The 17,875-nt window shown below is 36.0% G+C and carries 18 protein-coding genes, 2 pseudogenes and 1 other annotated feature; of the genes and pseudogenes, 9 read left to right on the forward strand and 11 right to left on the reverse strand.

Annotated elements, in window-relative coordinates; genetic code table 11:
• Positions 1-13: 13 nt before the first annotated feature.
• Together Y7E_RS0121375 and Y7E_RS0121380 are read right to left on the reverse strand one after the other, a co-directional pair.
• A complete protein-coding gene (locus tag Y7E_RS0121375) occupies positions 14-721 on the reverse strand; it encodes a DUF3169 family protein (RefSeq protein ID WP_017153286.1) in 708 nt (235 codons plus the stop codon).
• Complete coding sequence (locus Y7E_RS0121380; RefSeq protein ID WP_017153287.1) at positions 711-932, reverse strand: helix-turn-helix transcriptional regulator; 222 nt, start codon at positions 930-932, stop codon at positions 711-713. Before Y7E_RS0121380 ends, Y7E_RS0121375 begins: the two co-directional genes overlap by 11 nt.
• Positions 933-1,096: 164 nt before the next feature.
• Between Y7E_RS0121380 and Y7E_RS0121385 the strand changes: the two genes are divergently transcribed.
• Positions 1,097-1,873 carry a hypothetical protein gene (locus Y7E_RS0121385; protein ID WP_017153288.1) on the forward strand — a complete coding sequence of 259 codons (777 nt, stop codon included), beginning with the start codon at positions 1,097-1,099 and terminating at the stop codon, positions 1,871-1,873.
• A gap of 60 nt (positions 1,874-1,933) precedes the next feature.
• On the opposite strand, the gene Y7E_RS0121390 is transcribed toward Y7E_RS0121385, so the two are convergent.
• A complete protein-coding gene (locus Y7E_RS0121390; RefSeq protein ID WP_017153289.1) occupies positions 1,934-2,548 on the reverse strand; it encodes a DedA family protein in 615 nt (204 codons plus the stop codon).
• Positions 2,549-3,133: 585 nt separating this feature from the next.
• On the opposite strand from Y7E_RS0121390, the gene Y7E_RS0121395 reads away from it, so the two are divergent.
• The 3 genes from Y7E_RS0121395 (at position 3,134) to Y7E_RS0121405 (ending at position 5,817) form a co-directional block, all read left to right on the forward strand.
• Positions 3,134-3,604 (forward strand): L,D-transpeptidase, encoded by a 471-nt coding sequence (locus tag Y7E_RS0121395; protein ID WP_017153290.1) that lies wholly within the window; start codon positions 3,134-3,136, stop codon positions 3,602-3,604.
• 412 nt (positions 3,605-4,016) lie between these two features.
• The gene (locus tag Y7E_RS0121400; RefSeq protein ID WP_017153291.1) at positions 4,017-4,685 is read left to right on the forward strand and encodes a response regulator transcription factor; all 669 of its coding nucleotides are present in this window, start codon (positions 4,017-4,019) and stop codon (positions 4,683-4,685) included.
• A 229-nt stretch (positions 4,686-4,914) separates the two neighbouring features.
• Positions 4,915-5,817 carry an EamA family transporter gene (locus Y7E_RS0121405; protein ID WP_017153292.1) on the forward strand — a complete coding sequence of 301 codons (903 nt, stop codon included), beginning with the start codon at positions 4,915-4,917 and terminating at the stop codon, positions 5,815-5,817.
• Here the strand turns inward: Y7E_RS0121405 and Y7E_RS32050 are convergent.
• Together Y7E_RS32050 and Y7E_RS33730 are read right to left on the reverse strand one after the other, a co-directional pair.
• Positions 5,814-7,311: pseudogene (locus Y7E_RS32050) on the reverse strand (IS1182 family transposase). The gene Y7E_RS0121405 and the pseudogene Y7E_RS32050 overlap by 4 nt on opposite strands.
• Positions 7,312-7,435: 124 nt before the next feature.
• Positions 7,436-7,585 (reverse strand): hypothetical protein, encoded by a 150-nt coding sequence (locus tag Y7E_RS33730; protein ID WP_017153295.1) that lies wholly within the window; start codon positions 7,583-7,585, stop codon positions 7,436-7,438.
• A gap of 60 nt (positions 7,586-7,645) precedes the next feature.
• Positions 7,646-7,919: a binding site (T-box leader), on the reverse strand.
• Positions 7,920-8,035: 116 nt separating this feature from the next.
• Here Y7E_RS33730 and Y7E_RS30190 point away from each other — a divergent pair.
• Positions 8,036-8,829, forward strand: a pseudogene (locus tag Y7E_RS30190) (class I SAM-dependent methyltransferase).
• Between the two features lie 365 nt (positions 8,830-9,194).
• Here the strand turns inward: Y7E_RS30190 and Y7E_RS0121435 are convergent.
• Positions 9,195-10,067: an AraC family transcriptional regulator gene (locus Y7E_RS0121435; protein ID WP_017153296.1), complete on the reverse strand. Its 873-nt coding sequence runs from the start codon at positions 10,065-10,067 to the stop codon at positions 9,195-9,197.
• 289 nt (positions 10,068-10,356) lie between these two features.
• Between Y7E_RS0121435 and Y7E_RS0121440 the strand changes: the two genes are divergently transcribed.
• Positions 10,357-10,671: a metal-sulfur cluster assembly factor gene (locus Y7E_RS0121440; RefSeq protein ID WP_017153297.1), complete on the forward strand. Its 315-nt coding sequence runs from the start codon at positions 10,357-10,359 to the stop codon at positions 10,669-10,671.
• A 104-nt stretch (positions 10,672-10,775) separates the two neighbouring features.
• Positions 10,776-11,971 (forward strand): IS3 family transposase gene (locus Y7E_RS33305; RefSeq protein ID WP_154652025.1). Its coding sequence is split into 2 segments (ribosomal slippage): positions 10,776-11,082 and positions 11,082-11,971, totalling 1,197 coding nucleotides; the frame shifts between segments, so codons are not numbered across the junction.
• A 67-nt stretch (positions 11,972-12,038) separates the two neighbouring features.
• Here the strand turns inward: Y7E_RS33305 and Y7E_RS0121455 are convergent.
• The 4 genes from Y7E_RS0121455 to Y7E_RS0121470 all read right to left on the reverse strand — a co-directional run bounded on the left by Y7E_RS0121455 (position 12,039) and on the right by Y7E_RS0121470 (position 15,549).
• On the reverse strand, positions 12,039-13,691 hold the full coding sequence (locus Y7E_RS0121455; RefSeq protein ID WP_017153298.1) for a M4 family metallopeptidase: 1,653 nt from the start codon (positions 13,689-13,691) through the stop codon (positions 12,039-12,041).
• Positions 13,692-13,843: 152 nt separating this feature from the next.
• Entirely contained in the window at positions 13,844-14,542 is a 699-nt protein-coding gene (locus Y7E_RS0121460; RefSeq protein ID WP_017153299.1) for a pirin family protein, read from the reverse strand.
• A gap of 47 nt (positions 14,543-14,589) precedes the next feature.
• Positions 14,590-15,000: a MarR family winged helix-turn-helix transcriptional regulator gene (locus tag Y7E_RS0121465; protein WP_017153300.1), complete on the reverse strand. Its 411-nt coding sequence runs from the start codon at positions 14,998-15,000 to the stop codon at positions 14,590-14,592.
• A gap of 114 nt (positions 15,001-15,114) precedes the next feature.
• Positions 15,115-15,549, reverse strand: a complete 435-nt coding sequence (locus Y7E_RS0121470; protein WP_017153301.1) for a DUF3920 family protein — start codon at positions 15,547-15,549, stop codon at positions 15,115-15,117.
• A 212-nt stretch (positions 15,550-15,761) separates the two neighbouring features.
• On the opposite strand from Y7E_RS0121470, the gene Y7E_RS0121475 reads away from it, so the two are divergent.
• Together Y7E_RS0121475 and Y7E_RS0121485 are read left to right on the forward strand one after the other, a co-directional pair.
• Positions 15,762-16,199: a Dps family protein gene (locus Y7E_RS0121475; protein WP_017153302.1), complete on the forward strand. Its 438-nt coding sequence runs from the start codon at positions 15,762-15,764 to the stop codon at positions 16,197-16,199.
• 518 nt (positions 16,200-16,717) lie between these two features.
• A complete protein-coding gene (locus Y7E_RS0121485; RefSeq protein WP_017153304.1) occupies positions 16,718-16,915 on the forward strand; it encodes an LPXTG cell wall anchor domain-containing protein in 198 nt (65 codons plus the stop codon).
• 309 nt (positions 16,916-17,224) lie between these two features.
• Here Y7E_RS0121485 and Y7E_RS0121490 read toward each other — a convergent pair whose 3' ends face one another.
• The gene (locus tag Y7E_RS0121490; RefSeq protein WP_017153305.1) at positions 17,225-17,803 is read right to left on the reverse strand and encodes an LOG family protein; all 579 of its coding nucleotides are present in this window, start codon (positions 17,801-17,803) and stop codon (positions 17,225-17,227) included.
• Between the last annotated feature and the right edge of the window lie 72 nt (positions 17,804-17,875).

Below are 17,875 nucleotides of genomic sequence, written 5' to 3' on the forward strand. Positions count from 1 at the left end.
ATAATCCGTAGCGTTAATAAATCATTTTTTTATGCATTTCATACATATATTTTCCGATATGCAAGACCCAAACAAACGAAATTATACCAATCAAGAAGAAATCTGTTTCACTTACAATTGTATAACCAATTGACAAGATCCATGCCCATGCAAGCACAACATTTGTAAACTGATACGCCTTGTAGCCTGCCTCATAGACGATATGTTTTTGCCCTTCATCTGCATTTCTCGCCCACATTTCCATGGATTGTGAATATGTAACTCGCTGCTCTGGGTACAACTCGTTATATCGATTCTTCATAATAAAGCCAATCCATATTACAAGAATCAAACATACAATAGACACGACAAAATTTACAATTTCAAATAAATGAAGCGTTCCTGCTGCAAATGATCGATAATACATAATTGCAGCACAAATGGCCCAAGACCATACAACAACTTCACTTACACGTAAATAAATGAGCATAGCCCCTAGTCTACGCCCCTGTATACTTTCTTCTTCATCACGTAACTTTGTTAATGTCCACATATTTTTTCCAAACCAAACTAGAGCAACTATACAGCACATAAACAGCGCAATTACTTCCGCATAAGAATAATCTCCGTTTGGACTAACGCCAAAATAATGAGCTAATATGTATCCAACGATTAGGCCAATTAACATAGATCCCAATAATTTCATAACAGAAATCATTATATGTTTTACCCTACTCTCCATCTCCTTCTTCCCCCTCAACTAACATAAATATTTCTTCCACTGACACCCCAAAAACACGCGCAATCTTAAGTGACAAAACAATCGACGGCGCATAATCACCGCGCTCAATTAAGCTAATCGTCTGCCTTGACGAATCTATCGCTTTTCCTAAATCTCCTTGTGACATTCGATGCTTTGCCCTGAATTCTCTCACTCGATTTTGAAGCTTCATACCTTACCTCTTTTTCTTTTATTTAAATAAAATTGTAAATAATATCCTCCCGTTTGTCAATTATCATTGTCATTTTGACATTCATATATGTCAAAATCAACTATACATTCATATTCAAAAGTTTTGTATAATATATTTAAAATACATAATATGCGAGGTGAAATATGGAGAAAAAATTGATTTTTTCTTACCTTCTTACTAAACTTTCTGCCGCTTTTGTTCTCTATTTTTCTTTTGCAATACTTTTCTTTATAACAAACAACTTTGATTTATATGAACTCTCCGATGTCACATATAACATCCTATATAACCCTTTTGCTTATGTTCTTTTCTTCTATGCAATCTTGTGTTCACTCATCATCGATAAACTCAGCTCTAAACAAACAAGCATTACAAAAAAAGCATTACTGTATATCATTTGTGGTTATCTATTTTTTCTTCCTGTTCAATTGTTCGGCGGTGAACCATTTATCTTTTTTTTCATTGCAGGGTCAATCGGAGCGATTTGCGCTGTTTTCTTTTACTTCTGCACATATATCGCAAAAAAATCGAAATGGTTTCGATATGCCATCCCTATTATCGTCTCCATTTTATTCATCACAATTTCCTCTATTGATTTTACAAAAAAAGAACAATGGATCGAACATACTACCAAAAATGAATTTGAAGTAACTTTTTCATATTTTAACGGAGAACATAAAATCCCAATCCGCGCCCAAAAAGGAGAGACGATTGAAATTAACGTCCAATTTCTTCCTGTTGAAAACCGTAGCTACGGTCATGGTCTTCACTTTTCTAGTGAGTTTAGCAGAATCGAATCTGTTTCAGAAATAAACGAAGATACTTACCAGCTTTCAGCAACTAAAACTGGAACATATTATATTGTGGTGACTGGTCACAACCTTACAGGTAAAATAAAAGCAAACTGGAAAGTACAATAAGAGGGAGCAGTGCCTATCAGCACTGCTCCCTCCAAATTTCGACATAGAATGGATTCCATATTAATTTACACCTTGTACAAATACACGTTTTAATTGTTTGCGGAAACGAACTCCTAACGTAATTGCTACAATTACAATCACTCCGAAGATAATTTTCCCGATGTGTTGTCCCAGCATTCCAAAGATATCATGTAAGTTTCCACCTAACCAATAACCACCGATTAAGAAGAAAGATACCCATAATAGAGCGCCAGCGTAAATCGTTATTGCAAAGCGACGGAACGGTAAATTGATAATTCCTGCAAAGTATCCAGTAAAGTGACGTACGCCTGGAATAAAGAAGCCGATAAAAATAAGGAAATATCCATATTTATCAAACCACATTCTCGTTAAATCAATCTTTCTTTGTGTTAAAAACACATACTTCCCATATTTCTGTACAAAGGGCATACCAAGTTTATTCCCTAAAAAGTATTGAATCGTCATCCCAACACTCGTTCCAATAAATGATAAGATAATTAAAAGTGGTAATTGTAATTCTCCTATCTGTGCCAAATAACCCGCATACGCTAACGTTGGCTCTCCTGGAAACGGAAGTGCAATATATTCTAACAGCAACCCTACAAGTACAACATAATAGCCGTATTGCTGAAATAATTCATGAACCCATTCCATGTCGATCTCTCCTTTTCTTTTTGATCTACATACAGCATCAATCACGTACAAACTGTTACTGTAATTGTATAAAAATTTTGTCGAAATAACTATCGTAATAGCTTACATTTAGATTACATTTTTGTAAGGAGAATACTAAAATAACCAATTCTATGAAATTCTCGACAAAACCCTTCCAATATCTATTATATATTTTAAAAAATCTTCATTTTTCCTCCCTATATACAATAAAATAACGTTTTTCGTGCATTTTCGCACTGAGAATTTTTTCTAACTTTTCTCTAACTTCACTTTATAAAGTGACACTTCCAACAGTGAGAGTTTTCTTCATCACCACTGATGGAAAGCCCTCACCAATCGGGCTTTTACGGGCAGTTATCCCCCACCTACATAGAATACATTTCTAGCTAAAAACTCAGACATCTCAAAAACCATATTAAACTCATTTCTTCTTCATATTAACTTCATGTTGATAATGTAGAATTATAGCGGAATTTGTTGATAATTTTAATAAGTTCTTTCTAATCAAATTTATGGATTAGGAAAGAACTTATTATAAAACAAAATAATACTCAGGAGAACATCATGAAAAAATTATTATTTACTATTTTTATACTAAGTTTATGTGCAATAGTTCCTTATGAAAAAACAGAAGCAGCTACTCCTGCATCGCAGCAAAAACTAATTGTCAACACAACTACTAATAAGATGGATTTCTATCAAAATGGAACTTTTATTAGAAGTTTTTCTGTCGCTACAGGAAAAGCTGCTACACCAACTCCACTTGGATCATTTATTATTGTAAACAAAATTAAAAATCGTCCGTACTATACAAGACATATTAAGGGCGGCGACCCACGTAACCCACTTGGTGATCGTTGGATGGGATTAAACATGGTAGGAACTTGGGGAACAACATACGCGGTTCATGGAACAAATAACAACCAAGCTATCGGAAAAAATACAACCCTTGGGTGTATTCGTATGTTCAATGAAGATATCCATTGGTTATTTGATCGAATGGAAAAACAAGCGACTGTCATTGTAACGAAATAGTTTATATACATGAAAGAGAACATTTAGAACTTAGCCAAGACCTTTATATCTTGGCTTCTTTTTATTCCTCTATTCCCGGGCTGTAAAACCCCCACTGATTAAAGTTTCACTTTATTATTTTTGAGTAGTCAAATACTTACCTTGCATATATAATGTAACAGGAAATAAAAAATTTAAATATTTACAAAAACAAACATTTAAATATATTTTTGTTGATATCATGGCGTACAGTTCTTTCTTTTCCTCCATAAGAAAGAGCAGTATACATACAAGATGAAGCTTTCGTCAGTAATTTTTTCATTTCCAACTAAAGCAAACCGCTCTCATCAATCTATCTCAGTCAATCACAGAGCATTTTCGACTATTCAAGTTGAATCTATATTTGTAAACGTATACTTTAGGAAGTGATAATTTGAAGCGCATATTAGCAATTGAAGAACATTCAGATATGCAAAAACAAATCCAAACATTTTTAGTAGCGCATAATTATAAAATTGACATCGCAAGTTCTGGGACAGAAGGCATACTTAAGTTTCAAAAAAATTCGTATGATCTTATTCTACTTGATTCCACATTACCTGATATAGATGGCTATAGTACTTGCCAAATTATAAGAGGACAATCAAATATTCCTATTATAATGTTATCAGGATGTAACGATGAAAAGAATGAAATTAAAGCGTTTGAACTGGGGATAGATGATTATATAATAAAGCCATTTCACCATACTGTGTTCATAAAACGAATGGAGGCTGTTTTAAGAAGAGGACTTACATCCGAACCTGAAAAAAATATGGGAATCTTGCAGTTCAATGAGCTCATGCTGAATTTCCCAGCTTATACTGCTTATATAAATGGTGAGAAAGTCGAATTAACCACGAAAGAATTCGAAATTATTGCTATGCTTTTACAAAACCAAGGAACAGTATTATCAAGAAGTGATCTATTAGATAAAGTATGGGGCTATGAATATTATGGTGATGTGCGAGTTATCGATACACATATAAAAAACTTGCGTAAAAAATTAAATATACCTTATATTAAAACAGTAAAAGGTATTGGTTATAAACTAGATTCATAATACTTATTACATGTTTTTATTTTTAATCTGCTTTTATCTTATTTTATATTATGCTATTCACTGAAAATATGTACAAATAAGGAATCGAACTCATACCTTTTATAATTGCATACCCAAACTCACACACGATTGTGAGCGGCGGAATTTTGTAGAGTTTTCACTCTGTTTCGTTCGCCCGTTGTCTTAAACTAGACAACGGGCGTTTTTTATTTGTAAAAGGAGGATTTTTATGGAGAAATTTAAGTTTTCATTATTAGTTTTATTTGGCGCCTGTAGCTACGGCGTACTTTCTACAATTTTCAAACTCGGCTTTATGAATGGTTTTTCTGCGCATGAGCTATTAGGTGGACAATATGTATTTGGCTGGGTTGGACTTTTATTGCTCGTTCTTTTCTTCTCACGTCATAAAGTCCCGAAAAAACAAGCATTCTCCTTATTAGCTGTCGGAACAACAATGAGCATGACAGGGATTTTCTACGCAATTTCTGTAGAAGAATTACCTGCTTCCATCGCCGTTGTTCTACTCTTTCAATTTACATGGATTGGGGTAGTCATTGAAGCGATCGCTAACAAGACATTACCAAGCCGCGAAAAGGTAATATCGATTATTATTTTATTTGCCGGAACGTTATTTGCAGGTGGTGTATTTGAAGGACTTGGACAAAACTTCTCTACAAAAGGCATTATCTTCGGACTATTAGCCGCTGTCTCTTTTTCCTTTTATATTTTTGCAAGCGGACGCGTTGCTACAAATGTACCACCATATACAAAAAGCTTTCTGATGACAACAAGTGCTACGCTTATCGTTTGCTTAATCTTTCCTCCAACCTTCTTAACTGATGGTGCCTTACAGGCTGGATTATGGAAATATGCATTCTTCCTTGGATTCTTCGGAGTTGTTGTACCTGTCATTTGCTTCTCAATTGGTGTTCCAAAAGTAGGAACAGGACTTGGAACGATTTTAGGAGCTGCTGAATTACCAACAGCAATCATCGCTTCCATTACACTTGTTCATGAAGTCGTATCGCCACTGCAATGGCTTGGTATTGTTTGCATATTGCTTGGTATTTTCACACCACAAATTTTGACTGCACGGAAAGAGAAGAAACAGAACATAGAACGAAGCGCCTAAAAAAAGAGCACATCATGTGCTCTTTTTACCAGAGTGTTGGGAAACCCTTTAGGGTTTCCGACACTCTGGAATTTTTTTAATATTTTAGTGAATGAAAACAATAAAAAGTGATAGAAGCTAGAAAAATAGCCCTTCACCTGACCCTTTTTGGTCAGGTGAAGGGCTATTTTTTTCATGTTTTGGCAAGCTGCGGTGAGATAAGCCTGCATTTGGACAGACTTCAGCCCCCGGAACCGAGCGTATCGATAGCCATGTAGCTCTTTGGCATCCGCGAAGCTTCGTTCAATAGTAGAACAGCGTACCTTATATAGTTTTTTACCTGTACTTGTTAATTTGTTTTTTCGTGCAATATCTTTATACTCTTCCCAAATGTGATGTGTAATGACCTTCTGTTTTTGTTTCTCTGAGAAACATTTGTTACGCAACGGACAAACTGCGCAATCTGTTGGATTAGACTTATATTGGCGATATCCTTCTCGATCGGTTGTCGCATATTCTAAAATACATCCCATTGGACAGGCAAATACATCTGTTTCTTTTTCGTATTTAAATTGGCTTTTTGGTACGTCTTTATTTCTTTTTCCAAACCGGCGATACCCCATCACCATAAATATATTCTGTTCCGATAATTTTTTGCAGATATAACCTGTAAAGTAGCCAGCATCAAGTGCCACTGCTTCTATTTGAAATCCAAACTTATCAACTTGTGCTTGAAGTCGCTCTAAATACGGCTCGGAATCCGCTACATTTCCAGCCGTAATAAATGTATCTGTAATCACATTATATTTCGCATCCGTTGTACGATGATCTAAGAAATGAAAACCGTTCGGTTTTCCATCTCGCATTAAAAAGCCACTATCTGGATCTGTTGTACTTACACGTGTTTTTTTGATTGGGGTATCACGTTCCTTTCTTGGTTTTAATTCTTTTTTCCGTGTTTTTCCCTATCTTTTATAACTGCCGCTTCTAATTCTTCCATATATAATTTAGGGCGCTCTTTTTTTACTTTGTGTACAAATTTATTTTTATTTGCGTTTGCTTTCACATGAGTTGAATCTGTCATCAATGCGCGCCCACCCACCATACGATGTTCCATCGCTTGACGTACAATTTCATTAAAGATTTCTTCAAAAATATTTGTATGAATAAAACGAGTACGACGGTTCCAACTGATTGTGGAGTGTGGTCTGGGACTGAATCCGATAAAGAAAACCCTAAAAACCAACGATACGCAATATTAGTTTTAATCTCTTTTTCTAATTGACGTTCAGATCGAATACCATAAAAATAGCCAATAAACATCATTTTGAATAAGACGATAGGATGAATAGAAGGGCGACCATTGTTTTCACAATAATAAGGACGTAACTTTTCCTCGATAAAATCAAAATTAATAGTCGCTTCAATTGCACGAAGAAAATGATCTTGTGGAACTAACTCTTCAACAGAAACTGATACACGCTCATCGCGATGATTTTTCAATGCACCCATCATAATAAATCGCTCCTTTTCCTCTTTTTATCATTGTTGACAGATAAAAAAGGGTTCAGACACAAAAATAGGCTGTGGAGCAAACTTTCTCCACAGCCTGAAAAAAAGAGCACATCATGTGCTCTTTTTACTTTAATGCTACATATAACTTCCCTACCTCATCTTCAATTTGCTTCACATCGATTCTCTCAAACAACGGCTGCACATGACTGATTCGCTCTGGCAATACATGTTCACATTTCCAGCTTACACTCGTAATTGATAATATGTTCCGCACCCTTTCACTTTACATTCCTCCTTTTAAATATAAAAAAGCCCCACCCCTATCTTCTAAAAAGATAAGGGCGGGGCTGTATGAACAGTCGCGGTACCACCTTATTTCGTCAGCTATTCACATAACTAACCTCATCAAGTACGGAGCAATCATATGCTCTTATACTGTGGTTTTGATAACGAGAACCAACTCTCGTCGCCGCCTACTATTATCATTTGATAAGTTCAGGACGCAGCTCAAAGGCCATTGTTCAAATGAACATTCTTGCTTCTTCTCAGCTTCTGAAGCTCTCTGGAAAGAATGGTTTCATTCTACTTTTCCTTTTCAACGCTTTTCATATATAATACGTATTTTACGACTAAAATACAGAAAAATCAAACTTTAATTCGAAGAAAAAAGGAAATAAATAATTCTTTCCGAATATGTACATGTTCAAAGAAAGGAGTGAGTTCATTGAATCAACAACAGTTAAGCACAATTAATAAACAAGGCTGGAATGCTGCTGCCTATAAAGCATGGACGAATCGGCACGGTACTCCAAAGGAATATGCAAAGAAGCTCATACAAAATCCCGCCCATGAAGTAGCTTACTACTTACCTTATATTAAAAATATACAAGATAAACGTATCCTAAATTTACTTGGCCCCAAAGGAAATAAAGCTGTCGCATTCGCATTATTAGGGGCTGACGTAACTGTTGTGGATATTTCAGAAAGCAATGCTAGATATGCAAATGAGCTAGCCGATGCTGCGGAGGTATCTATTGAATATATCGTTTCAGATGTACTAGAAATATCTCCCTCCAAAACATTCGATATTGTTTTATTAGAACTAGGTGTACTTCATTATTTTTTAGATCTCAAACCACTTTTTAAATTGATCTCACAACTATTAATAGATGGTGGCACTTTCATACTCCGTGATTATCACCCGCTCTATACAAAGCTATTAGCGATAGATCATCCAATGTTTCAAGCAAATGGTGATTATTTCTATGAAGGGATTATTGAAAGTGACGTCGCTTATAGCATTCTACTTGATGAGACGCAACGAAAATCACTACCAAAAACAAAAATTCGCCGCTGGACACTAGGAGAAATTATTACAGAAATCGCCAAAGCAAACCTCCGTATTGAAGAGCTTACCGAGGAATGTGGTACACACCAGCGCTGGGTCTTTCCGTCTTCTGCACCAAAAGGAATTGAAGAACGTATCCCGGACTTTACACATTAATCGCTACAACATAAAGTGAAACTTTAATCAGTGATTATCCCACACCAATCAGGCTTTTACAGCCCGCAAATAGCGGAATAATGCAAAAAGGATCCCTTCACGGATAGGATCCTTTTTGCATGCTTAACGCATATAAGTTGAGGTTGGAGATTACCATAATTCTGTAGAATAGGACACAAGGTATTTCAACATTTTGTCTCTGACTTACGCAGTCAAAAGGGGTATGACCAACATAACGAAGAGTAATGTTTAGTTGATATTGATAATCGTTATCAACTAATTAGAATTATACATGATATGTTTTAAAAACACAATAGGAATTTCATATTTTTTATCCCCTATCATAACCTTTGCTTGTTATAGGTCACGTTATTGTTCACTACTTCTTCAAAATTGGTATCCATATTTCGCTTTTAAAGTTCGGCGAAGTTACATCTTTATTCTCGTTCCACAAGATTTCTGGTCCTTCTGCTTGCTCATAGTTTGAAGCTGGAAACCACTCGGAATAAATGCGTCCCCATACATCTTGCAACGTATCCGGAAACGGTCCGACCGCTTCGAATATGGCCCATGTTAAAGCAGGAACTTCAAGTTGTGTCAGATTAACCGGACACTCCTTAGTTGTTGCCACCCCTATATAATGATCAAGCTCCCCGTTTCCTTCCATTCGACCTTCAGAAAAATTCGTTGACGCACTAAGCAGCCCCAAAGGCTCGACATTAGAAAGATCCTTAAGTTTCTTTATCATTTCACTATCTAAACCCTTCCACATAGAGGCAATCTCCGGATTAACTCCATGGAAAATTAAAGGTACTCTTTTCTTGATGCCAATTATGTGAAATGCCTCTTTTTCTTCAATTCGATAGTTCATTTCATTTCCTCCTTTGATGGATAGTTGAAAGGTCATTCGTGGATAAGCCTTTAATAAATGTCCATTATTTCTGGCTGCTGACGGTGTTACACCATGCAAAGTTTGAAAAGCTCTTGCAAAAGAATCTGGTGAGTTGTATCCGTATTTTATAGCAACGTCAATGACCTTTATGCCGCTATCTTTAAGATCGAATGCTGCAAGAGTAAGACGTCTCCGGCGGATGTACTCCGACAATGAAATACCCGCAAGGAAAGAAAACATCCTTTTAAAATGATATTCGGAGCAAAAAGCCAGCCTTGCTACTTCTTTAAAATCAATATCGTTAGTAAGGTTTTTTTCAATATAGTTTAATGCTCCATTCATGTTTTCAAGCAAATCCATTTATATGACCTCCCTCTTTAGAAATAGAATAGCAGAAGTGAAATGTACCTATCCGACATTTCATGCACAATTATGTAGGATTTCTTAATAAGCTCCATAATATGAATATGGTAACTGAAAAGACTCCTATCAGCTAATTTATTTCATTCATTTAACTCTTTCCTTTCTTCCCACATACTTATAGCCAGTATAGGAAAGATTAAAAAAACACTGTGAGCTATTTCACTGCACCTTTATCTTATTTCCTTTATAATGAGAATGGATATCATTAATATTAGGAGTGTTGTGCATGTCGCAAGAATTAGAAGAGAAATTATATGCCAATTTAGAGGCTGTTATCGATCCTGAATTAGGTGTAGATATTATCAATCTTGGTTTAGTATACGATGTGACAGCAGATGAGAATAACAATGCTGTCATTACAATGACAATGACTTCTATCGGTTGTCCGATGGCGGGGCAAATCGTATCAGATGTTAAAAAAGTATTATCGACAAATGTACCGGAAGTAAATGAAATAGAGGTCAATGTGGTTTGGAATCCACCTTGGTCAAAAGAGCGTATGTCACGTATGGCGAAAATCGCTCTAGGTATCCGTGATTAAATAACAAAAAAGGCCTGACATTGGTATTACCCCCTTTAAGTAGACAGTGTAAAAAGACCATGTACATACATGGGTGTTACACTATTACTTGGAGGGGATTTTTCGTGGTTAAAAAAGGTACAACATTCAATACGTATTCAGATGGATTAAAACTATCAGCTGTTCAAAGTTATTTAAATGGAGAAGGCAGTTATCAAGCTATAGCTAAGCAATATAATATCAGGAGCTCTACACAACTTAAGGATTGGGTGAAAAAATATAAAGAATTGGGTGATATTACAGATACTCGTGGAAAAAATAGCGGAACTCAAGGTATTCCTAATCCTCTAAAAGGAAAACGTGTCCATTTTAACAGTGTGGAGGAAGAGAGAGACTACTACAAGGCACAGGTTGCATATTTAAAAAAGCGTTATCCAAATCTGTAAATGGAGGTGCACTGAGGCACAAGGAGCGATATCGTATCATTGAATCGTTAAAAATGAAATATCCGATCACTTGGCTTACTAAATTCGCAGGTGTACATCGAGCGGGTTATTATAAATGGATCCGTGCGAAAACAGCTAAAAATGTACGATCAGAAGCGGATCAACAATTAAAAAAAGTGATACAATCTATCCACCTGAAGTACAAACAATACGGCTATCCACGTATGAAAATAGCTTTACAGGAGGAAGGTTTCTTTGTAAATCATAAAAAGGTTTATCGATTAATGAGTGAGCTCAACATTCAATCTATTATTCGTAAGAAGCGACGCTTCTTTAAAGGGAATTATTCGAATACTTTTCCGAATGTTTTAAACCGTGAATTTAAAAATCGAAAACAAAATGAAGCGCTCGTTACAGATATTACGTATTTACGAATCCAAGATGGATTTCGCTATCTTTCTGTCGTGCAAGACATTTATAATAATGAAATTGTTTCTTGGAAAATCTCTAGACGCAATGACAATGAACTCGTATTAGATACGCTTGAAAATTTGGTACAAAAAAGAGATGTGCGTGGAACCATTCTTCATTCAGATCAAGGGTTCCAGTACACATCTCATGTCTACAACAAACGACTTTCAGATTTGGGTATCATCGGCAGCCACTCTCGCAAAGGAAACTGCCATGATAATGCCTGCATCGAGTCATTTTTCTCCCATTTTAAATCGGAGATGTTGTATTTACACCATTTTAAAACAGAAGAAGAAGTAGTACAAGCAATTGAGGAATATATCTACTTCTATAACTATAAACGATTCCAAAAACGACTCAACCACCGAGCTCCGATAGAATATCGAATCTTGATGGCTGCTTAGTCTTTTTTATAGCTGTCTACTTGACAGGGCTAACACCAACATTATCGATGTCAGGTCTTTTTTTATCTTATTTTACACCAACTGCGTCATAAGCTTTCGTTACAGCTTGTACTTCTTTAGAGTTTTTACCATATAAATCTTCTGCAGATTGAAGTGCCGCTTGGCGCATCATTTTAAAGTTAGAGTTTGCAGTTAAATATTTTGAAAGAGCACGGTAATAAATTTTCTCTGTCGCTTCACGGCCAACGCCAGTTACTTTCACACCGTAATGCTCCCCGCCCTCAGATACTAAATATGCCGCTTTATTATTGATACTACTGTTAATATGAACACCACCGTTATCAGCTGTTCCTGTATAACGTTTGTCGTAATGATCTGGATAGCCTTCAGTTGGTTTTAATGGGTTTGGAATAGATGCAGGATCACTTAATGAACGCAGTGAATCTCCATCCTTACCTGGTGTATAAATATCTTCTCCGAGCTCCCAATCATCACGATCTACCATCGCACCAAAAATATCCGATAGCGATTCGTTTAATGCACCAGATTCATCTTTATATACAAGGTTTGCTGTATGCTCTGTTACAGCATGTGTTAACTCATGGGCAATAACATCTAAGCCTGCAGATAGCGGAATGAATACTTCTCCGTCTCCATCTCCATACATCATTTGTACACCATTCCACGCGGCATTATTCCAATTTCCCCCTACGTGAACAGAAGAAATTAACTTCGCACCTTGATTATCAAAAGAATTACGGTTAAATACCTTTTTATAATAATCATATACTTTGCCTGCATTTACATGTGCATCAACAGCCGCTTTATCTTCAAAGAATTTTGATTTACTTTCTACTTCTTCACCTGTATATCCAAACCATTGTGAGAAGATATTAAACAAAAATTCATCCATATTTTTAGCATCAAACGTATGAACACCATTTCCACGTTTGCCATCAAATAAATTGAATGCTCCTGTTTTTTCATCTTGAGCAATTTCAAATGATTGCTTGTCTCCTAACACACCATATCCAAATCCAGTAATATGATCGATTGCATTATATTTCTCAATCACATTTCCATTTGTTGCATCAACAAAGTAATGCCAGTAACCTGGAGCTGGTTTTGAAACAGATGCTTTTACAAGGTATGCAAGATAATATTGTCCATCTTTTTCATATACATATAAATCTTTTTTCACACCATCATATTTATCCACTTTTCCAATTTCTTTCTCGATATCAGCTTTCGCAACATTGACCGCTTGCTCATCAGTAATGCTCGCTGCAGCCGGAATATTTTTATCTTCTAAATTCGGGATAACTTGTCCGAAGAATGCCTTTACATTATTGTCTTTATCAAGTGCAACTGTTTGATCTGATCCATACACAGGAATGTTATTATGTTTTTCTACTAACTTCACGTGTGTTGTACCTGATTCAGCATCCTTTTCTTCCCCTACAACATTAAAATGACTTTCTATATTTCCTCCTAGTTTAAACATGTCCTTCTTGCTCTCTAAATATTGAAATACTGTTTCTTTTTTATCTAATCCTTGCGGAGCTTTCCATTCCTCACCTATGTAAGCTGGTGTTTTAAATTCTTGGTGATATTGAATTTGTTGCTCTTCTGCCGCTTGTGTTTTTGTTGCTCCGAATGCTCCAAAACCTAAAGCGATAACGGATAAAGCTAATGCTGATGAAACGACTTGCTTTTTCAATCTAACACTCCCCATTCCCCAAAAATTTTTGACACTCTTATACATTTCGAGAAAAGGAAAATATATCCTATATAAAAAATTGAGAAATATTTTTCTTACAATTTCATCCAAAAAAGGAGCGTCACATTAGACGCTCCTTTTTCCTTTACTCATTATTGTTTCTTCATCTCAATCGCTAAATAATGAGATTTCTCTGTTGCTTGAATACGAATATCTTCTTCAACTACTTCTGCTGCATCGCGCATTACAAGTGTTTCACCATTTACAACGCCGCTTCCTTCAATTTGTACAAGATACACTTGACGCCCTTCTCTAACAGGGAAACTAATTTCTTTTCCAGCTTCTAATGATAGGGAATATAAATTCGCATCTTGATGAATTGCAATTGGTGCATCGCCATCAACTGGAGATACCATATGGAACCATGTATTTTCACGCTTGCTCCAATCAAACTTAAACTCACCGTAATTCGGCGTATGCCCCGCACGATCTGGTAAAATCCAAATTTGTAATAGACGTAATGTTTCATTTCCTAAATTATGTTCGCTATGAAATACCCCTGTACCAGCGCTCATATATTGTACATGTCCACGCTCAATTGTACCGCGGTTCCCCATGCTATCTTGATGCGTTAATTCACCATCCACAACGTAAGAAATAATCTCCATATCACGGTGCGGATGCATATCAAATCCTGTTTGCGCTGCTACTAAATCATCATTAATAACGCGAAGGGCTCCAAAGTGCATATTGTCTGGATTATAATAATCTGCGAATGAAAAATGAAAATGTGTATTTAGCCAACCGTGATTTGCTCTTCCCATATTTTTATGATCAATTTTTCTAAACATATCCTTCACCTCATATTATCTCGAATTTGAGATATTTATTAAAATTTTTATTGTAACTTTCGAAGTAATTCTAGCAATTGTTTTTGTTCATTGCGATTTAACTTACTAAATTGTTCTGCTTGAAACGTCTCCTGCGGTGGAACAACTTCTTCGTATAAAGCTCTTCCCTTTTCTGTTAACGAAAGATATTTCGTCGTACCTTCTTGCTCTCGTTTAACCAAACCAAGCTGCTCCAACTTATTTAAAAGCTGCGTGATATTTCCTTTTGTAACAAATAGCTTTTTCCCAAGCTCCTGCTGTGTTAATCGATCTTGTCCGCCAATTTGAGCTAAAACATCAAACTGTGCAGCAGATAAATCCCAATTTTTTAAGTGTTGATTTGTCTCACGAATGCTTCTGTTATAAAAGCGTGATAAACGGAACCATAATAACAATCCGAGTCTTTCTTCTGCTTTCATTCCATCACCTCGCTTATTTAATAAACTTAGTTTAGAATTAAACTTTATAATTGTCAACTACTTTATTTTAGTAAGTACAGAACGAAAAGATAGTGGCGTTACCACCACTATATCTTAGTTTATATTCCTTCGCATATATTCATTCATTTTACGTTCAGCGAATGCCCTGGCATCCCTTTCAATCCAACGTGCCTCATATACTTCTTTTTCTATATACAATACATTGTTTTCATGCTGCATAGAATGCCGAAATTCATGCAGTAAAGTTTTGAGCACTTGCTCATATTGCTCCCACATACAAACAAAAATCATTTGTCTTTCTTTATGATAAAAACCGTTTAAAGGAAATAAGAATTCTTCTTCTTCTTCTCCTAATTTTACGAGTACATCATTTGTATCACACGTATCGCAAAAAATAACTGGAATTTCGCGTTTCTCAATTAATGAAAATACATCATTCTTCACTCGCTGAATATCCCACGGAAACTCTGAGTCCAGTACATACCAATTCCCATCTTGCTGATACACGTTTTGAAACTGGAGTTCCATTGACCTCCATTCTCCTTTCTAAAATCCCTTTTCCTATACATATGCCACAATATGGTAAAAAATAAACACATATTGCAATACAACATTACATCTTGTTCAAAAAATGTTCAAAAATAATGCTTCTAAAAGGTTGTTTTATATCAATTACTAGATTATAATAATTATAAATTAATAAATGATACAAAATAATAACTCAAAAGGAGATTGATTATATGAACACACAAGTAATCGAAGTATTAAACAAACAGGTAGCAGACTGGAATGTATTATTTACAAAACTACACAACTTCCATTGGTATGTAAAAGGATCTCAATTCTTTACACTACATGAGAAATTTGAACAATTTTATACAGAAGCAGCTGGACACATCGATGAAATTGCAGAACGCATTTTAGCAATTGGCGGGAAACCAGTAGCAACAATGAAAGAATACTTAGAACTATCTTCTGTTCAAGAAGCGGCTTACGGAGAGACTGCAGAAGGGATGGTCGAAGCAATTATGAAAGACTACGAAATGATGCTAGGCGAACTGAAAAAAGGGATGAAAATCGCACAAGACGCTGACGACGAAACAACATCTGACTTACTACTTGGCATTTACACAGAACTAGAAAAACACGCTTGGATGCTACGTGCATTCTTAAATTAAAAGCGCAAGCGGCTCGTTTAGAACAGGAGGGCATTGGAACTCCTGATTCCGAGGCGCTCTTTGCCTCGAATGAAGGAGTGAAATGACTGACTGTTCTTGCCGCTGGAGCTGGATATCTCTAAAAGCGCAGATGGCTCGTTCAGCTCTGACTGGCTAAGGTTCTTTCGCATAGAAGGCGCTTTTTGCCTTCTTATGCGGAAGGTTCTTAGACACAAAGAGCTTGCCACCGGAGCTGGATACATTAAAAGCGCAAGCGGCTCGTTTAGAACAGGAGGGGGATGGAGCTTTTGACGTAGAGGTGTTCTTTGCCTCGCAGGAAAAAGCAAAAACAACTCTCTCACTAAAAACCCCCCAATCCATTTGGGGGTTTAATGCTTTACTGATATATTCCAATTCAATTTATGTTAAAATACAGGAAACAACTGTTTAATAGTTACATCTAAACTATAATTTTCCAATTTATCATTTAGGTATATAGAATATTCTAGTATTACCATCAAATGACGGGAGTGGTTCAGTTGAAAGACTATTTAATTCGAGTATTTTTCGCCTCATTAACTGTTGGAATCTCCTTAATAATAGCCAATATTTTCAACATGAATGTAGATGTAGAAAGCTATCCTTTCCTCATCTTTATAGCAATAATTGGCGGTTGGGGTGGTTGGTATTTGTATAAGAGAAGAAAGAAAAATACATATAAAGGCATTCCTAAATAAGAGGAATGCCCTTTTTATGTACGCCTTATTTTGTTTTTATTTCTTATAATGTAAACGATAGCATTTACGATGAATAGACCCGAACCCTATAAAGTGAAACTTTAATCAGTTGGGTTTTCTCCATCCCCCACTGATTATTAGCCCTCACTAATCGGGCTTTTACGGACAGTTTATCTCCCACCTAACTTCTTTGCTTTCGCCGAATTTTGAGATGGGAGTATTACTGCCCGCAAATAGCGGGATAAAAAACGCATGTCATTTTCCATCCAAAAATTCATGCGTTTTAGATGTAATTACTTATTCTTTGTATTACGATAACTGCTTCCACTTATTCCCCATTACAGGTCTTTTATAATCTTTCATTTTCTGAATCAATTCATCAGCAGTAGTTGCTGAAACAATTAACTCTTTATTAGATGGGTTCATAAACCCTTCTTCCGCTGCACGATCAACCATTTGCAGAATTGGACTATAAAAATCTTTAATATTTAATAACCCAACTGGCTTGTCATGAATCCCAATTTGTGACCAACATACAACTTCAAATAATTCTTCAAATGTTCCGTAGCCACCTGGTAACGCAATAAATGCATCCGCAAGCTCTCCCATTTTCGCTTTACGCTCATGCATTGTTTCCACTTCAATTAATTCCGTTAATCCTTCATGAACAATCTCTCCACGGAATAAACCACGTGGCATAACACCTGTTACACGTCCGCCTAAGCGTAACACTTCATTGGCTACTTCTCCCATTAAACCAACACATGAACCGCCGTATACTAATTCACAATTATTTTGAACAAGCACTTCTCCGAGCTTGATTGCTTGCTCCTTAAATTCAGGTCTCTCTCCTAGATTAGAACCTGCAAACACACAAATCTTTCTCATACCTACACCCCAAAACTATATATTGTTATGATACAATGAACATTGTACAACATATTGAGGGGATGAGAAAGA

The organism is Bacillus bingmayongensis, assembly GCF_000299035.1.
Lineage (GTDB): Bacteria > Bacillota > Bacilli > Bacillales > Bacillaceae_G > Bacillus_A > Bacillus_A bingmayongensis.